Here is a 16,441-nt window from a genome sequence, read left to right as displayed (position 1 = left end):
GTCCCGCCGGATCTGTCGTTCATGGTCTGTGTCGTATGGAGCCGGTCGCGCCCGGGGTGTCTCAGAGGTCGAGGCCGTAGCGTGCGCGGGCCTGTCCGACCGTCGAGGGGAGGATCTGCCCGGCCCGCGCCAGCCGGTCGAGGGCGCTCACGACGATCGACTCGGCGTCCACCCGGAAGTACCGGCGAACGGCCTCACGCGTGTCGGAAAGACCGAAACCGTCGGTGCCCAGGGAGTAGTAGTCCTGCTCGATCCACTGGCTGATCTGGTCCGGTACCTGCCGCATCCAGTCGCTGACCGCCAGCACGGGGCCGGGTGCGCCCGCGAGCGCCTCGGTGACGAACGGTGTGCGCTCCTCGCCGCGCGTCCGGGCGTCGTCGGCGCGCATCGCGTCCCGGCGCAGCTCCGTCCAGGACGTCACCGACCACACATCGGCGTGCACACCCCAGTCATCGGCGAGGAGTTCCTGTGCCCGCAGCGCCCAGTGGACGGCCGTACCGGAGGACAGGAGCTGCAGACGCGGCCCGTCGGCATCGGGTTCGGCGGGCCGGAACCGGTAGATGCCCCGGACGATTCCCTCCTCGATACCCGGTACCGCGGGCATGGCCGGCTGATGCTTCGGCTCGTTGTAGACGGTCAGGTAGTAGAAGACGTTCTCGGGCCGCTCGCCGTACATCCGGCGCAGTCCGTCCCGGACGATCACTGCGATTTCGTACGCGAAGGCCGGATCGTAACTGACCGCCGCCGGATTGGTGGCGGCCAGCAGATGCGAATGACCGTCCCCGTGCTGCAGCCCCTCACCGGTCATGGTCGTACGCCCTGCGGTGCCACCGACCACGAAGCCACGGCCCATCTGGTCGCCGAGCGCCCAGAACTGATCGCCGGTGCGCTGGAAACCGAACATCGCGTAGAAGATGTAGAACGGGATCATCGGCTCGCCGTGCGTGGCGTACGAGGTCGCCGCGGCGGTGAACTCGGCCACGGAACCGGCCTCGGTGATGCCCTCGATGAGGAGTTGCCCGCTGGTGCTCTCCCTGTAATGCAGGAGCTGGTCCGCATCGACGGGGTCGTAGGTCTGACCCTGCGGCGAGTAGATGCCGGCCGTGGGAAACATCGACTCCATGCCGAACGTGCGGGCCTCGTCGGGGACGATCGGCACCCAGCGCGCCCCTGTCCGCTCGTCCCGCATCAGATCCTTGACCAGCCGGACCAGCGCCATCGTGGTCGCGATCTCCTGGTGCCCGGACCCCTTCTCCAGGGACTCGAAGGGCTTGGCGGGCGGCTCCGGCAGCGGCGTGGCCGTCACCCGGCGCAGCGGCAGGGGACCGCCCAACTCGGCCCGGCGCTCGCGCAGATAGCGCACTTCCGGCGCGTCCTGCCCGGGGTGCCAGAACGGGACCTGATCCCCGGCGAGCTCGCTGTCGGGGATCGGCAGGTCCAGTACGTCGCGCAGCTCGCGGAACTGAGCCATCGTCAGCTTCTTCATCTGGTGGTTGGCGTTGCGCGACTCGAACGCCGAACCCAGCGTGTGGCCCTTGACCGTCTGGGCCAGGACCACCGTCGGCGCGCCCCGGTGCTCCACCGCGGCCCGGTAGGCGGCGTACACCTTCAACGGCTCGTGTCCGCCGCGGGAGTTCTCGAACAACTCCACCACCTGCGCGTCGCTCAGGGACGCGGACAGGGCGGTCAGGGCGTCGCCGGTGAAGAAGTTCTCGCGTATGTACGGGGCATCGCGTGCGGCCAGGGTCTGCAACTGGGCGTCGGGCACGTGGCCCAGGCGCCGCACCAGGTCGCCCGTGGTGTCCCGCGCCAGCAGCGGGTCCCACGCCTCGCCCCACAGCGTCTTGACCACGTTCCAGCCCGCGCCGCGGAACCGTGCCTCCAGCTCCTGCACGATCTTCGAGTTGGAGCGGACCGGTCCGTCGAGGCGCTGGAGATTGCAGTTGACGACGAACGTGAGGTTGTCCAGGCCCTCCCGGGAGGCGAGGGTCAGGGCGGCCAGCGACTCCGGCTCGTCCGTCTCCCCGTCGCCCAGGAACGCCCACACCCGGGAGGCGGAGGTGTCCTTGATGCCGCGCGCGTGCAGATAGCGGTTGAAGCGGGCCTGGTAGACGGCGCTGAGCGGACCGAGACCCATGGAGACCGTCGGGAACTCCCACAGCCACGGCAGCCGCCGGGGGTGCGGGTAGGACGGCAGCCCGTGCCCGCCCGCCTCCCGCCGGAAGCCGTCCAACTGCTCGGCACTCAGCCGGCCTTCGAGGAACACGCGTGCGTAGATGCCCGGCGAGGCGTGCCCCTGGAGGAAGAGCTGGTCGCCGGAGCCACCCGCGTCCTTGCCCCGGAAGAAGTGGTTGAACCCGATCTCGTAGAGCCAGGCCGCCGACGCGTAGGTGGAGATGTGGCCGCCGAGCCCGAGGCGGGACGCCCGGGTGACCATCGCGGCGGCGTTCCACCGGTTGAGCGCGGTGATCCTGGACTCCATCTCCAGGTCCCCGTCGAACGCGGGCTGCTTGGCGGCCGGGACGGTGTTGATGTAGTCCGAGGACAGCAGCGGCGGCAGCGGGGCCCCGGACGCCTCGGCGAACTCGTGCACGCGACGCATCAGGTACGCCGCGCGTTCCGGCCCGGCGTTGCGCACGACGGCGTCGAGCGAGGCCCGCCACTCGGCGGTCTCCTCCCGGTCGCGGTCGGGTAGCTGGTCGAGCTCACTGGACGCGGGCGTCTCGGTGGGCCGGGACGGATCGTTCATGGCAGCCTTCCTGTCACGGCGTGGGGCGGGTGGGGCCGGCCGCGGACCCAGGGGGCCGGCGGACGGCGTGGAGCGCGGGCGGCGGCGCGGCGCCGCCCGCGGGGCTCAGCGGTTCTTGAGCCACTCGGTGAACGTGTGGTGGCCCAGGTGGGCGCCGGGGCCGGGCAGCAGGGTCCGCTCCCCGAGCACCGCGCCGAAGAAGGGCGCGCGGGCGTCGGGGACCACAGGACCGGTACGGCCCAGGAGGGCCAGGAGTTCACCGGCGGCCTCGTCGAGCCGAAGCTCCTGCGGCCCCGCGACCTCCAGCACTCCGAAACGTGGCAGTCCCACCGCGGCATGGGCGAGTGCCGCGGCGACGTCGTCCGTCGCGACCGGGCGCACCAGCAGCGGTGGCACGTGCACTCCGTCGGGCCGGGCCCCCGCCGTTGCGATCGCCTCGACGGACTCGTGGAACGGAGTGGCGCGCACCAGGGTGTAGGGCACGGTGGCGTGCCGCGCGAGATCCTCCTGTGCCGCCTTGGCCCGGAAATAGCCGGAGTTGACGCGGTCGGCACCCACCACGGACAGCGCCACGAAGTGCTCCGCGCCGGCCGCGGCGGCGGCCTTGAGGAGGTGGCCCGTCGAGGCGGTGAAGAACTTCGTGCTGACGCTCTGTTCGCGCGAGGGGGCGTCGGTGACGTCCACGACCACTTCGGCGCCGCGCACGGCCTGCGCCAGGCCCTGTCCGGTGCTCACGTCGACCGCGTCCGCGCGGGAGACCGGCACGACCTCCACCCCGTGGTCGCGGAGCCTGGCGACCGTCCGGGAACCGATCAGACCGGTGGCACCTATGACGACGACTCTCATCCGGATCTCTTTCGTCGGGGGCCGAGGGCCCTGCCGGGTGTCCGAGGCGACGGCGGCGCGGGCGTCCGCCTGCCACCGTGCTCACCTCACCTAGACAGGCCGCGGCCGGTTCTTGTGACACCGTGTCGGCCACGGCCCGCGCCGTCGTGTGTCACAGATTCCCGGGGCGCCCGGTCAGGAGAACCGAGCGGCCGCCACGGCCGCGACGATCACGTGATGGCGCGGACGACGTACCGCGCGGACACGGTGCAACCACGGAAGGTGCGACCCAGTGTCGGAGAACTCACAGCACACCCACCACGGCCACCACGGGCACGGCACGGGCGGCGAGGACGGCCCCAGCTGGACCCGGGCGGCGAAGATGCTCCAGGACGCCTCGCCGGTCGTCGTGCCCGAGGGCGCCTCGGCGATGACCATCCACGTCCAGTGGGAGCCCGGCGACCCCGGCACCCCGCCGCACCGCCACTCCGGCCCGGCGTTCGGGTACGTCATCAAGGGCGCCGTCCGCTTCGAACTGGAAGGGGAGCCGGAGCGCGTCGTCGAGGCCGGCGGCACCTTCTGGGAGCCCGGCGGCGACGCCATCCACTACCAGGACGGCAACGCACTGGACGACGAGCGCACCGAGTTCGTCGTCACGATGATGTGCGCCCCCGGCAAGCCCATGCTGGAACTGGTCGACGAGGCGGAACTGAAGGAGCGCGCCCACCTGCGCGCACCGCGGCCGACCGCCTGACACACAGCGCGGGGCCCCGTCCGATGTGTCGTCACTCCACGAAGTACGAGTCGTGCCGGTCGAAGAACGCGGCCCGCTCCTCCTCCGAGGCGTGCGCCAGCTTCGACACCTGCTCGAAGTACTCCTCACGCGGAGCGCCCGGTGTGAACAGCAGCAGCATGTCGGCCGGGGCGTCGGAGTCGTTGCGGAAGGCGTGCAGCCCGCCCTGCGGCACGTGCAGGAAGTCGCCCTTGCGGGCGTCGACCCACTGCGCTCCGTCGAAGAGGCGCACGGTGCCGTCCAGGATGTAGAACGACTCCGAGATCCGCTTGTGGAAATGCGTCTTGGGGCCGCCGGCCCGGGGCCGCATCTCCACCCGGTACAGGCCGAACTCGCCGCGGGTGGTGGCGGTCGTCGCCAGGTAGTGGGTGGCGTCCTTGCCCGGACCGCGCTGCCCGAGGTCCGGCGGTGTGGCGGCCGGCCGGAAGACGGCACTGACCTCCCCGTCCTCGCCCCAGTACTTCTGTTCCGGATACGGATACGACATGGCGGGTTCCTCGTCTCTCGGTTTCTCTGGGTCCGGCCGATGGTGCGGTCGACGGTTGGGGTTGTGGCTCAGTCGGCGGTTCGGCCGATGGCCCGGTGATGCGAGAAGCGGGACACCAGCGGTGGTTCCAGTGACCAGCCGTGCGCCCACCCGTGTGTCCGCCCGTGCGGCCGGTGCGCGTCCGGGGCGGTCCGCCTCAGCAGGGCGAAGGCCAGCACCGCGCCGGCGAACAGCAGCCCCGCGCACAGCGGCATGGCCCGGTGGAACGACGTGTCGAAGGCGGCAGGCGACCGGTATGCCTCCGGTCCCATCCCGACCAGGAGCGGCAGGGCCGCCACAGCCACCAGACCGGCCGCCCGCGCCGCGGCGTTGTTGATGCCACTGGCCACCCCGGCGTTCGCGGCGTCCACCGAGGACAACAGGGTCACGGTCAGCGGAGCGACCAGAACGACCATGCCCGCACCCATCACCAGCAGCGCGGGCAGCACGTCGATCACGTAGGACGAGTCCGGCCCGACCCGCAGCATCATCAGCATCCCCGCACCGCACACCAGCGGTCCGACGGTCAGCGGGATCCGGGGCCCCAGCCGCTGAGCGAGTACTCCCGACCCCGAGGAGAACAGCAGCATCAGCACGGTCGTGGGCAGCATCGCGGCGCCGGCCCCCAGAGCCGAGTACCCGATCACGATCTGCAGGTCCAGCGCGGTCAGGAAGAAGAACCCGCCCGTTCCCGCGTAGACGCACAGGGTGATCAGGTTGATGGCGGTGAACGGCCGGGAGGCGAAGAGGGCCGGCGGCATCATCGGGTCGGGGGTGCGCCGCTCCACGTGGAGGAAGGCGACGCTGCAGACGACGCCGCCGACGGCCGCGACGACGGCCACGGCACCGCCGGCCCGCGCCGCAGTGAGCGCGTAGGTGGTCAGGGCGAGTGCCAGGGCGCCCAGGACGGCGCCGGGCACGTCGAAGGCCGGCTGTCCCGGCGGTGCGGCCCGGTGGGGCCTGCCCACCGATTCCGGGACGTGTTTCAGCGCGACGGGCACGCACAGCAGCGCCGGGACGATGCTCAGCAGAAACGTCCACCGCCATCCGGGGCCGTCGACCAGCCACCCGCCGAGGAACGGCCCGAGGGCCGCCGCGATCCCACCGAACCCCGACCACAGACCGATCGCGCGCGGCCGGTCGTCCGGGTGGAAGGACGCCTCGATGATCGCGAGCGAGCCAGGAGTGAGCAGGGCTCCGCCGACGCCCTGCAGGGCCCGGGCGGCGATCAGTGTGCCGGCGTTGGGGGCGAGGCCGCACAGCAGAGAGGACGCCGCGAACCACACGACGCCGACGACGAACACCCGCCTTCGCCCGAGACGGTCGCCCAGGGATCCGCCCAGCAGGATCAGGCCCGCCAGGGTCAGCATGTAGGCGTTCACCGTCCACTGGAGCACCGCGAGATCGGCGCCGAAGTCCCGGCCGATGCGCGGCAGCGCGACATTGGTGACGGTCGAGCCGAGCAGGACGACGCTCGACCCCAGCACCGTCGCCAGCAGGGTCCACCGGCCGCGGGCACTGGCGATCCGGAGGACGGAAGGGGGGTCGTTGTCGTCCCTGGTGGGAGAGTGCTTCATGTCGAGTCCTGGCGTCGTCCGGTGCGGTGGGGCGAACGGATGAAGGGTGACCGGGGCCCGTCGCCCGGCCGGTGGCCGGGGAGGCAGGGCGACGGGCCCGCGCGTCCGGACGAGCCGGAGCGGTCGGCTCAGCCGAACATGCCGGGCTTGTAGCCGCCGGCCGGCTGACGGTTGATGATGTTGATGCGGTTGTACGCGTTGATGACCGCGATCAGCGAGATGAGCGCGGCGAGCTGGTCCTCGTCGTAGTGCTTCGTGGCGTTCGCCCAGGCCTCGTCCGAGACCCCGGCCGAGCCGTCCGCGACGCGCGTGCCCTGCTCGGTCAGTTCCAGGGCCGCACGCTCGGCGTCGGTGAAGACCGTCGCCTCGCGCCACACGGCCACCAGGTTCAGCCGCTGCTGCTCCTCGCCGGCGGCGGTGGCGTCCTTGGTGTGCATGTCGGTGCAGAAGCCGCAGCCATTGATCTGGCTGGCGCGGATCTTCACCAGCTCCTGGGTGGCGACCGGCAGGGCCGAGTGCACCGCCGCCCCGGCCGAGTTCAGGTGCTTCATGACCTTGCCGGCGAGCGCGTTGCCGAAGTAGTTGATGCGAGCTTCCACGGGGGATCTCCTCAGGTGCTGAACGGTTACGGTCCACTGACCGGGCACCCGCCGGTTCTGTGACAGTGCGGCCGTGGACACATCGGAGCTGCGATAAACACGGTGTGAGACCGCTAGCATTGGCGCACACCATCAGCGACTGCAAGGTGATCACCATGGCAACCGAAAGTGTTCTCCACCCGAGCCTCATCGTCCCGATCGGGCACGTCGAGCCCGTCCCGCGCCGCATCCGGGGCATGGTCGCCGGCCGGGTCGTCTTCGACACCCGTCGAGCCCTCTACGTGTGGGAATGGCAGGCCTACCCTCAATTCAGCATTCCCGTCGTGGACTTGGCCGACGGAGTGCTGCGCGACGACGGACACATGGAGCAGCTCGGCGCCGGACCGGCCCACCGTCACACTCTTCAGGTCGGTCCTGAGGTCCGCGAAGGCGCGGCGTGGGTCTGGGGCGACGGGGCGCCGGGCCCACTGCGTGACACGGTGCGTTTCGAATGGGAGGCACTGGACTCCTGGCTGGAGGAGGACGAGCCGGTCTTCGTGCACCCCCGTAGCCCCTACTCCCGGGTCGACGCCTTGCGATCGAACAGCCGGGTCCGGGTCGAGCTGGACGGCGTCGTGCTCGCGGAGGCCGGCAACTGCGTCAAGCTCTTCGAGACCGGCCTGCCGACCCGCTACTACCTCGACCCCGCGACCATCGACTGGACCCGGCTGCGCCATTCGGACACCGTCACCCGCTGCCCGTACAAGGGGACGACCAGCAGCTACTGGTCCTTCGACAGCGACACCGCCTCCCACGAGGACATCGCCTGGACCTACGACTTCCCGACCACCCACGTCCACCGCATCGCGGGCCTGACCGCGTTCTACAACGAGCACGTCGACCTGTACGTGGACGGCTTCCTGCTGCCCAAGCCCGGTCAGTCCGGCGCGACTTCCGCCGACTAGGCAGGCACTTTCGGTCGCTGTCGGCCCTGCGCGTCACACAATGGCTCCCGGTCCGGTCTCAGGGGAGGGAAAGAACTCCCGAGCCCACTGCCCGTAAAGGACCGCGCCATGAATGACATCGTTCTCGAGCCCGCCGCGCAGGACTTCGCCGACGCCACCGCCAAGCCGCCGCTGCTGTACGAACGGGGCGTCGAGGGCGCCCGCCAACTGCTCGACGAGGTCCAGTCGGGGCCGATCGAGAAGCCCGACGTGGACGAGAAGTGGATCACCGTTCCCGCGGAGGTCGGCGAGGTGCGGGTGCGCATCATCAAGCCGGTCGGCAGCACGGGTGTCCTGCCCGTGATCCTCTACGTGCACGGCGGCGGCTGGATCCTCGGCAACGCCGGCACCCACGACCGCCTGGTGCGCGAACTCGCCGTGGGCGCGCGGGCCGCCCTGGCCTTCGTCGAGTACGACCGTTCCCCGGAGGCGAAGTACCCGGTCGCCATCGAGCAGGCCTACGCCACCGCCCGCTGGATCACCGCCAAGGGCGGCGACGAAGGGCTGGACGGCTCCCGCATGGTCGTCGCCGGGGACTCCGTCGGCGGCAACATGAGCGCCGCCCTCACCCACCTGGCCAAGCAGCGGGGGGACGTGACCTTCCTGCACCAGTCGCTGTACTACCCCGTCACCGACGCGGGCCAGGACACCGAGAGCTACCGCACCTTCGCCCACGGGCCGCACCTGACCGCCAAGGCCATGGAGTGGTTCTGGGACGCCTACACCACCGACCCCGCCGAGCGGAACCAGGTCACCGCGTCCCCGCTCCGCGCGACCCTGGAGGAACTCCAGGGCCTGCCGCCGGCGTTCGTCGCCGTCGACGAGAACGACGTACTGCGCGACGAGGGCGAAGCGTACGCGCGCAAGCTGATCCAGGCCGGTGTGCCCACCACGAGCGTCCGCTACAACGCCACCCTGCACGACTTCATGATGCTGAACCCGGTCCGCGGCACCCAGGCATCCACCGCGGCGATCGAGCAGGCCGTCCACGTGCTGCGCAAGGCCCTGGGCACCCTGTGATCCCGCACCGCACCCCTCAGTGAAAGGCCCCTCCCATGAGTGAACAGAAACCCACCGTCGTCCTCGTCCACGGAGCGTTCGCGGACTCCTCCAGCTGGAACGGCGTCGTCGAAAAGCTCCAGTCCCACGGTCACTCCGTGGTCTGCGCGAGCAACCCGCTGCGCGGGCTGAGCAAGGACAGCGGCTACGTCCGACAGCTCGTGGAGTCCATAGCGGGGCCCGTGGTCCTCGTCGGGCACTCCTACGGCGGCTCCGTGATCAGCAACGCCGCACGCGGGCTCGACCACGTCAAGGCGCTCGTCTTCGTCGCGGCGTTCCTGCCCGACGAGGGCGAGAGCGCGGTCACGCTGTCCGAGAAGTTCCCGGGCAGCACTCTCGGCGAGACGCTCCGCCCCGTGCCGGTCACCCTCCCCGACGGCAGCCGGGCGGCGGATCTCTACATCGACAAGAGCGCCTTCCACCAGCAGTTCGCCGCCGACGTCCCTGAGAAGACGACGGCGGTCATGGCCGCCACCCAGCGGCCCGTCGCCGACGCCGCGCTCGCCGAGGGAGCTTCCGCCCCGGCCTGGCGGGACATCCCGTCCTGGGTCCTCGTCGCGACCGAGGACCGCAATATCCCGGCCCAGGTGCAGATCTTCATGGCCGAGCGCGCGAAGGCCACGGTCGTGACCGTCGACGCCTCCCACGCGGTCGCCGTCTCCCGGCCCGGTGACGTCGCCCGCCTGATCAACGAGGCGGTGCAGGCCGCCGTTTGAGCCGCACCGGTACCGGGGCGTGGTGCCTGAACCACCGCGCCGTCCTCGCGGCCCGGCTCCGCTCCGGACGCCGGGCCGCCGACGTCTGGAGCACATCCATGAGCACGGAGGAGCAGGCCGCTCGCGGCCTGGTCGACATAGAGGCATACCTGTACCGGGAGGCTCACCTCAGCGCCGCCCGGCTGCGCGTGGCCGCCTTCATCGCGCAGTCGGAGGGGCTGACCCACCGGCAGAAGAGAGACATCGAGGAGTGGTACCTCGACGAGCAGAAGTACGTCGCGGGGATGGTGACGCAGCACATTGCCGACAGCATCGCCGAGGCCGACGCGGACCACCACCGGCGTTTCCTGCGCAGGCTGCACCAACTCCTTACTGCTGTGGCCGTCCTGACCCTGCTGACCTCCGCCGGCACGGTGCTCCTGGTCTGCCTGCTCGCCTGATCAGGCCCCGAGCATCGCTCTCGTCGGCTGCGGACACGGTGATCACCGGAGGTATCGTGGCTGCGGGAGGCTTCCATGGTGAGGGGCGGGGCACGGGCCGGGCTGATCGGCCGACAGGACGAGTGCCGGATCCTCGACGACTTGCTCGCGCAGGCCAGAGGCGGCCGCAGCGGCGTCGTCCTGGTCCGCGGCGAGGCCGGGATCGGGAAGAGCGCACTGCTCCACCACCTGATCGACCGGGCCGACGGATTCCGCGTCGTGCGCGCGGCCGGCGTGCAGTCCGAGATGGAACTGTCCTACGCCGCACTGCACCAGCTCTGCGCCCCACTGCTGTCCCAGCTCGACCAGCTCCCCGGGCCGCAGCGCACCGCCCTGCGCACGGCGTTCGGCATGCAGACGGGGCCCCGACCCGACCGGTTCCTGGTCGGGCTTGCCACCTTGGGCCTGCTGGCCGGGGCCGCCACCGACCAGCCGTTGCTGTGCCTGGTCGACGACGCACAGTGGCTGGACCACGTGTCGTCCCAGACGCTGGAGTTCGTCGTACGCCGGCTGCTCGCCGAATCGGTGCTGCTCGTCCTGGCCGTCCGTGAGTCCGGCCCCCGCTACGTCCTCCCGGACCTGCCCGACCTGGAGCTGCACGGGCTGAAGGACCAGGACGCGCACCACCTTCTCGACTCGGTGGTCACCGGCCCCCTCGACCCGCAGGTACGGGACCGGATCGTCGCCGAGACCCGGGGAAACCCGCTCGCCCTGCTCGAACTGCCGCGCAGTCTGACCGCCGTGGAGATGGCCGGCGGCGTCGAGGGCTCCACGGCCCGGCCCGTGACCGGCCAGATCGAGGCGGACTACCTCCGCCGTATCAGGGCCCTCCCCGCCGAGGCGCAGTGCCTGCTGCTCGTCGCCGCCCTCGAACCGGTCGGCGACGTCGCCCTGCTGCGGCGGGCCGCCGAACGCCTGGACGTCCCGGTGGACACCGCCGTCACCGAGGTCGAGGCATCGGGTCTGCTGACGCTTCGCACCTGGGTCCGGTTCCGCCACCCCCTGGTGCGCTCGGCGGCGCACCGCTCCGCCGACGCCGAGGAACGGCGCCGCGTGCACCGCGCGCTGGCCGACTCGATCGACGTGAGCCTCGACCCGGAACGCCGGGTGTGGCACCTGGCGAGCGCGGCCACCGAGCCCGACGAGGCCGTGGCCGCCGAACTGGAGAGGTCGGCCGACCGCGCCCACCGCCGCGGCGGCCTCGCGGCCGCGGCCGCCTTCCTGCACCGGGCCGGCGAGCTGACCCCCGACCCCGAACGGCGCGCGGCCAGGACCTTGGCCGCCGCGCAGGCCAAGTTCCAGGCCGGCGCCTACGACACCGCGCGGGAACTGGTCGACGTGGCGGATCCGGATGCGCTCGGCGACGTGGGGGCCGGCCGGGCCGGTCTGCTGCGGGGACAGATCACCTCGGCGGCCCGGAGCGCCAGTGCCGGGCTGCCCCTGCTGCTCGAAGCGGCCCGGCAACTACAGCCGTACGACGTCGAACTGGCCCGCCAGACCTACCGGGACGCCATCCACGCGGCGCTCACCGCGGGCCGGCTCACCACGGGCGGGGTCCGCGACGTCGCCGAGGCCGTGCTGAGCCTGCCGGACCTCGGCCGCCCGGCCGACCGCGAGGACTTCCTGCTGACCGGCATCTCGCTGATGGTCACCGAGGGGTACGCCGCGGGTGCTCCGCTCGTCCTCGACGCCGTGCACGCCTTCAGGACACAACGCGGCACACCGCAGCACGCACTGGGCTGGCTCCCGCTCGTGTGCCGCATGGCGCACAGTGTGTGGGACTTCGCCGCCTGGTCCGAACTCTCCGCCCGCCTGGTCGAGTTCGCCCGGGAGAACGGTGCGCTCGCCGTGCTGCCCTCCGCCCTCCTGCTGCGCCTGTCGAACCGGGTCTTCGCGGGCGATCTGCGGGCCGCCGACTCCCTCAGGGCGGAGGCCGACGCGATCGGCGAGGCCACGGGCAGCACCTTCTTCGCCCATTACGGAGCCCTCGTCGTGGAGCCTTTCAAGGGCCGGGAGGCCCCCACCAGGCAGGCGATCGCAGCCGTCGAGCAGGACCGGCTGCTGCAGAACGAGGGCAAGGTCGTCACCGCCACCCAGTGGGCCGAGGCGGTGCTGTACAACGGCCTCGGTCGTTACGAGGAGGCATGCGCCGCAGCCGAGCTCGGCTGCGCGAACCCGCAGGAGCTCGGCCTGTCCCTGCAGTCCAGGGTCGAGCTGGTGGAGGCGGCGGCCGGGCTGGGCCGGCCCGAGCGTGCGGCCGAGTCGGTGCGCGCGATCGAGGAGATGGCCCGGGTCAGCGCGACGCCCTGGGCGCTCGGCACCTCGGCCGCCGTCCGCGCCCTGGTGGCGCGGGGAGCGGACGCCGAGCCCCTGCACCACGAGGCCGTCGAACAACTGGACCAGGCCCAGACCCGCATGGACAGCGCCAGGGCGCGGCTCCGGCACGGCGAGTGGCTGCGCCGCCAAGGGCGGGGAGCACAGGCGCGGGCCCGGCTGGGCGAGGCGTACGAGATGCTCGGCGAAGCGGGCGCCGAGGCGTTCGCGGAGCGTGCGCGGCGGGAACTGCGAGCCGCCGGAGTGAAGATGCGCCGCCGGGCCGCCGCGACGTCGGTCACTTTCACGGTGAAGGAGGCCGAGATCGCGCGGCTGGCCCGGGACGGGTTCACGAATCCGGAGATCGCCGCCCGGCTGCTGCTCAGCCCGCACACCGTGGAGTGGCATCTGCGCAAGGTGTTCGCGAAGCTGGGGATCTCCTCCCGCAAGGAGATCGGCTCGGTGGAGCTGGACGCCGTGGCGACCACGTCCTGACCCGGCGGCCCTGGGCTCAGGGCACCAGGGGCCCGTCGGGGGAGACGGCCTCGGGCTCCGCCAGCAACGCGGGCACGGTGACGATCTCCATCTCGTGCGTCAGCAGACGGTGTACGGGACAACGCCCGGCCGCCGTCAGCAACTGCTCCCGTTGGGCCGGCTCCAGGTCGCCGGTCAGCCCCAGGTTCTTGACGATGCGCCCCTGACCGCTGAACCGGACGGCCACGTCCACCCGGTCGAGCGGCCAGCCGTGCCGGTCCGCCAGAGCCCGCACGGCCATGGAGGTGCACGAGCCCAGCGCGGCCAGCACCAGCTCTCCCGGAGTAGGTCCGGCATCGGCGCCGGCGGGCTCGGGTTCGTCGGCGGTCAGCGTGTGGGTGCCGATCGCGACGGAGCGCGTGAGCCGCTCGCCCTCGGCGACGGTGACGAGGCGCGTGATCATGGGTCTTCCTCTCGGCAGGGATCCGGGGCCGTGGCGAAACGTGGCCCCGCCCTACAGACCGAACCTGCCGCGCAGCTGTGACAGATGCCTGTCACAGCTCCGTGTGCAGGGAACGCCGGGAGGTGATGCCGAGCTTGGCGTACACCTTGCGCAGATGCCACTCCACCGTGTGCGGGCTCAGGAACAACTGGGCCCCGATCTCGGAGTTGGTCAGCCCGTCCCGGGCCAGCTGCGCGATCTGCGCCTCCTGGGCGGTCAGGGTCGCCGTGGCGCCACCGTCGCGCCGGGCCACCGACTCACCCGAGGCCCGCAGCTCACGGACGGCGCGGTCGGCGAAGGCCTCCGCGCCGAACCGAGTGAACAGGGCGTGTGCCGAGTGCAGTTGCTCCCGGGCGTCGCCGCGGCGGCCCTCCCGCCGCAGCCACTCCCCGTACAGCAGGTGGGCGCGGGCCAGGTCCGTCGCAACGCGGGTGCGTCCGAGCCGTTCGATCGCCTGGCGGTAGTCCTCCTCGGCCGTGGCTCCCTGGCCGAGGAGCGCCCGGGAGCGTGCCTGGACGCCCAGCGCCCAGTCCGTGCCGGCGGCCGCGGTGGTCCGTACGAGCCGTTCCAGCGCGGTACGGGCCGCGTCCGTGCGGCCGCTGCGCACGCCGGCCTCCACCAGCTCGATCAGTCCGGCGTTGGCCGCGACCAGGTCGTTCGGGTGGGTGCTCGCCGAACGGGCCGCGTCGAACGCCTCCTCGAACCGGCCGAGGCCGTTGAGGAGTACGGCCTCGGCCCGCCGTGCGATGGCCACGCCGATGCCCTCACCGCCCCGCACGGCGTTCTCCACGCCCTCCTTGATCAGTGGGAGCGCTTCGTCCGCCCGGCCCTGCCAGGCGGCCAGCGTCATGGCGCCGAACGGGGTGAAGCCGTGGCCGACCGCCTCCTGGAGACGGGTGATCTCCGCGATGAGGAGGGCCGCCTCGTCCAGTTCCCCGGCGCAGGTGTGCACGACCACGCGGGAGTTGAGGGCGAGCGGCAGTTCCGCCAGTGCGCCGACCGCGCGGGCGGTCTGCACGTGGCGTGCCGCCAGTGTCGCCCAGCTCTCGTCGTCCCACACCTCGGCCGCCAGCGTCGAGGCCAGCCACGACCAGCGCAGGATCTGGTCCGGGTCGGTCTCCCGGCGGAACAGGTCCAGTGCCCTGCGCGCGCACGGCACCACGTCGTCGTACGCGTCGGTGAACCGGGTGGCCAGGGCGACCAGGAGCGCATCGGCGGCCCGCGTCGGGCCCTCGGCGGGCGCGGGTGCGGCGAGGCCGGCCACCGCCACCTCGCGTGCGTCCACGCCCGTGGTGAGACGGCCGGCGAACAGCGCGGCCGACAGAGCGTCCAGGAACGTCTCATGGGCCAGGTCGGTGTCGAGCGGAAGCAGGCGGCGCGCGGTGGCGAGCAGCAGCGGGATCGCCTCACCCGGACGTCCCGAGGCGAAGGTGAGCTGGGCGTGGACCAGCTCCGCGCGGGCCCGTTGCGCGTCGTCGAGGGCTTCGGCGCGGGCCAGCGCCAGGAGTTCGCGGGCCGCGGCGGTCGCGCCGGTGCGCAGTTGAGCCTGGGCCGCGGCAAGAGCGCGGGTCGCCTTGCGCTGCGGGTGGGACGTCAGGGCGGCTGCCCGAGCCAGGAAGGCGGCCGCCGCCGGGGTCGCGCCCCGCGCCGCTGCCCTTGCGGCCGATGCCTCCAGTTCGGCCGCGATCTCCTCGTCAGGCCGCACGGTCGCCCGCGACAGGTGCCAGGCGCGGCGGTCCGGGTCGAGGTCGGAGTCGGTCACCTCCGCAAGCACCCGGTGGGTCTCGCGCAGTTCGGCGAGGTCGGCCGCGCGCAGGACGGCGGAGCGCAGCAGCGGGTGTCGGAAGCGGATGAGGGCGCCTACGGCCAGCAGGCCTTCCGCCACTGCCGGGTCGATCGCGCTCGGGCTGATGTCCAGCCGCTCGGCGGCCCGCCGCAGCAGGGCGACGTCACCGACCGGTTCGGCGGCGGCGACGAGCAGCAGGCGCCGGGTCGCGGGGGGAAGGGTGTACACCCGGGCGACGTAGCTGCGTTCGATGCGGCACGAGACCGAACCCAGGCCGGGGGTGTGGAGCGCGTGCTCCGATCCCATGTCGGGCCGGTCGTGCGGCAGTTCCAGCAGGGCCAGCGGGTTGCCGCGGGCTTCGGCGAGAATGCGGTCGCGGATCTGCGCGTCCATGGGGCCCACCGCCGACGCGTTCAGCAGGTTCCGGGCGTCCGTGTCGTCGAGGCCGCCGACCATCAGCTCGGGCAGGCCCGCAAACTCGTCGTTTCCGCGCTGCTCCCGGGAGGCGAACACCAGAGCCATGGGTTCGGCGAGCATTCGGCGTGCCACGAGCGCCAGGGTCTGCGCGGAGACCTGGTCGAGCCACTGTGTGTCGTCCACGAGGCAGAACAAGGGCTGCTCCGCGGCGACGTCGGTCAGCAGTCCGAGGACGGCGAGGCCGACGAGGAACCGGTCAGGCGGCGGTCCTTCGCTCAGGCCGAACGCCGTGGCCAGGGCGTCCCGTTGCGGAGCGGGCAGGCGATCGAGGCGGTCGAGGAACGGGGCGCACAGCTGGTGCAGCCCCGCGAACGGCAGCTCCATCTCGGACTCGACCCCGGCCCCACGGGCGACACGGTGGTGTGCGACGCGGGTCTCCAGATGGTGCAGCAGAGCAGACTTGCCGATCCCGGCGTCACCGCGCAGGACCAGTACGGCGCTGTGACCGGCTTCCACCTCGGCGGCCAAGGCGTCGAGCGCCTCCCGCTCACGGCGTCGGCCGCGCAACTGCTTCGAACCCTCGTCACCGCTCATCCTGCCCCCATCCCCAGGAGAGCATAACAAGTGCTCCAGGGCCGGGACC

The 16,441-nt window shown here is 72.1% G+C and carries 13 protein-coding genes; 6 read left to right on the top strand and 7 right to left on the bottom strand.

What is annotated here, in order from left to right; genetic code table 11:
* Positions 1–61: 61 nt before the first annotated feature.
* Together aceE and J3486_RS14580 are read right to left on the bottom strand one after the other, a co-directional pair.
* Positions 62–2,749, bottom strand: coding sequence for a pyruvate dehydrogenase (acetyl-transferring), homodimeric type (gene aceE / locus J3486_RS14585; protein ID WP_207820709.1), 2,688 nt, complete (start codon positions 2,747–2,749; stop codon positions 62–64).
* A 105-nt stretch (positions 2,750–2,854) separates the two neighbouring features.
* Positions 2,855–3,595 carry an SDR family oxidoreductase gene (locus J3486_RS14580; protein WP_207820708.1) on the bottom strand — a complete coding sequence of 247 codons (741 nt, stop codon included), beginning with the start codon at positions 3,593–3,595 and terminating at the stop codon, positions 2,855–2,857.
* Between the two features lie 271 nt (positions 3,596–3,866).
* Here J3486_RS14580 and J3486_RS14575 point away from each other — a divergent pair, with 271 nt between their 5' ends.
* A complete protein-coding gene (locus tag J3486_RS14575) occupies positions 3,867–4,328 on the top strand; it encodes a cupin domain-containing protein (protein ID WP_207820707.1) in 462 nt (153 codons plus the stop codon).
* Between the two features lie 31 nt (positions 4,329–4,359).
* Here J3486_RS14575 and J3486_RS14570 read toward each other — a convergent pair whose 3' ends face one another.
* The 3 genes from J3486_RS14570 to J3486_RS14560 all read right to left on the bottom strand — a co-directional run bounded on the left by J3486_RS14570 (position 4,360) and on the right by J3486_RS14560 (position 7,069).
* Positions 4,360–4,854, bottom strand: coding sequence for a cupin domain-containing protein (locus J3486_RS14570; RefSeq protein ID WP_207820706.1), 495 nt, complete (start codon positions 4,852–4,854; stop codon positions 4,360–4,362).
* Between the two features lie 68 nt (positions 4,855–4,922).
* A complete protein-coding gene (locus J3486_RS14565) occupies positions 4,923–6,470 on the bottom strand; it encodes an MFS transporter (protein WP_207820705.1) in 1,548 nt (515 codons plus the stop codon).
* A 128-nt stretch (positions 6,471–6,598) separates the two neighbouring features.
* A complete protein-coding gene (locus J3486_RS14560) occupies positions 6,599–7,069 on the bottom strand; it encodes a carboxymuconolactone decarboxylase family protein (RefSeq protein ID WP_207820704.1) in 471 nt (156 codons plus the stop codon).
* Between the two features lie 155 nt (positions 7,070–7,224).
* Between J3486_RS14560 and J3486_RS14555 the strand changes: the two genes are divergently transcribed.
* The 5 genes from J3486_RS14555 (at position 7,225) to J3486_RS14535 (ending at position 13,114) form a co-directional block, all read left to right on the top strand.
* Positions 7,225–8,013, top strand: coding sequence for a DUF427 domain-containing protein (locus J3486_RS14555; RefSeq protein WP_207820703.1), 789 nt, complete (start codon positions 7,225–7,227; stop codon positions 8,011–8,013).
* Positions 8,014–8,121: 108 nt separating this feature from the next.
* Positions 8,122–9,072, top strand: coding sequence for an alpha/beta hydrolase (locus J3486_RS14550; RefSeq protein ID WP_207820702.1), 951 nt, complete (start codon positions 8,122–8,124; stop codon positions 9,070–9,072).
* 35 nt (positions 9,073–9,107) lie between these two features.
* Positions 9,108–9,827, top strand: coding sequence for an alpha/beta fold hydrolase (locus J3486_RS14545; protein WP_207820701.1), 720 nt, complete (start codon positions 9,108–9,110; stop codon positions 9,825–9,827).
* 98 nt (positions 9,828–9,925) lie between these two features.
* Positions 9,926–10,267, top strand: coding sequence for a hypothetical protein (locus J3486_RS14540; protein WP_207820700.1), 342 nt, complete (start codon positions 9,926–9,928; stop codon positions 10,265–10,267).
* A gap of 75 nt (positions 10,268–10,342) precedes the next feature.
* The gene (locus J3486_RS14535) at positions 10,343–13,114 is read left to right on the top strand and encodes a LuxR family transcriptional regulator (protein WP_207820699.1); all 2,772 of its coding nucleotides are present in this window, start codon (positions 10,343–10,345) and stop codon (positions 13,112–13,114) included.
* A 16-nt stretch (positions 13,115–13,130) separates the two neighbouring features.
* Here the strand turns inward: J3486_RS14535 and J3486_RS14530 are convergent, their stop codons facing one another.
* Both J3486_RS14530 and J3486_RS14525 read right to left on the bottom strand, forming a co-directional pair.
* Positions 13,131–13,556: an OsmC family protein gene (locus J3486_RS14530; RefSeq protein WP_207820698.1), complete on the bottom strand. Its 426-nt coding sequence runs from the start codon at positions 13,554–13,556 to the stop codon at positions 13,131–13,133.
* A 91-nt stretch (positions 13,557–13,647) separates the two neighbouring features.
* Positions 13,648–16,392 (bottom strand): AAA family ATPase, encoded by a 2,745-nt coding sequence (locus J3486_RS14525; protein ID WP_207820697.1) that lies wholly within the window; start codon positions 16,390–16,392, stop codon positions 13,648–13,650.
* Positions 16,393–16,441 lie beyond the last annotated feature (49 nt).

Origin of the sequence: Streptomyces sp. VRA16 Mangrove soil, from assembly GCF_017377775.1 — a bacterium.
GTDB lineage: Bacteria > Actinomycetota > Actinomycetes > Streptomycetales > Streptomycetaceae > Streptomyces.
Note: the sequence above shows the minus strand (reverse complement) of the source record. Positions and strands in the feature narration are given on the sequence as shown.

Bases quoted from the DNA above. Each gene is read 5' to 3' on its own strand.
- aceE (WP_207820709.1), bottom strand. From the start codon at position 2,749: ATGAACGATCCGTCCCGGCCCACCGAGACGCCCGCGTCCAGTGAGCTC.
- J3486_RS14580 (WP_207820708.1), bottom strand. From the start codon at position 3,595: ATGAGAGTCGTCGTCATAGGTGCCACCGGTCTGATCGGTTCCCGGACG.
- J3486_RS14570 (WP_207820706.1), bottom strand. From the start codon at position 4,854: ATGTCGTATCCGTATCCGGAACAGAAGTACTGGGGCGAGGACGGGGAG.
- J3486_RS14565 (WP_207820705.1), bottom strand. From the start codon at position 6,470: ATGAAGCACTCTCCCACCAGGGACGACAACGACCCCCCTTCCGTCCTC.
- J3486_RS14555 (WP_207820703.1), top strand. From the start codon at position 7,225: ATGGCAACCGAAAGTGTTCTCCACCCGAGCCTCATCGTCCCGATCGGG.
- J3486_RS14550 (WP_207820702.1), top strand. From the start codon at position 8,122: ATGAATGACATCGTTCTCGAGCCCGCCGCGCAGGACTTCGCCGACGCC.
- J3486_RS14545 (WP_207820701.1), top strand. From the start codon at position 9,108: ATGAGTGAACAGAAACCCACCGTCGTCCTCGTCCACGGAGCGTTCGCG.
- J3486_RS14540 (WP_207820700.1), top strand. From the start codon at position 9,926: ATGAGCACGGAGGAGCAGGCCGCTCGCGGCCTGGTCGACATAGAGGCA.
- J3486_RS14535 (WP_207820699.1), top strand. From the start codon at position 10,343: ATGGTGAGGGGCGGGGCACGGGCCGGGCTGATCGGCCGACAGGACGAG.
- J3486_RS14530 (WP_207820698.1), bottom strand. From the start codon at position 13,556: ATGATCACGCGCCTCGTCACCGTCGCCGAGGGCGAGCGGCTCACGCGC.
- J3486_RS14525 (WP_207820697.1), bottom strand. From the start codon at position 16,392: ATGAGCGGTGACGAGGGTTCGAAGCAGTTGCGCGGCCGACGCCGTGAG.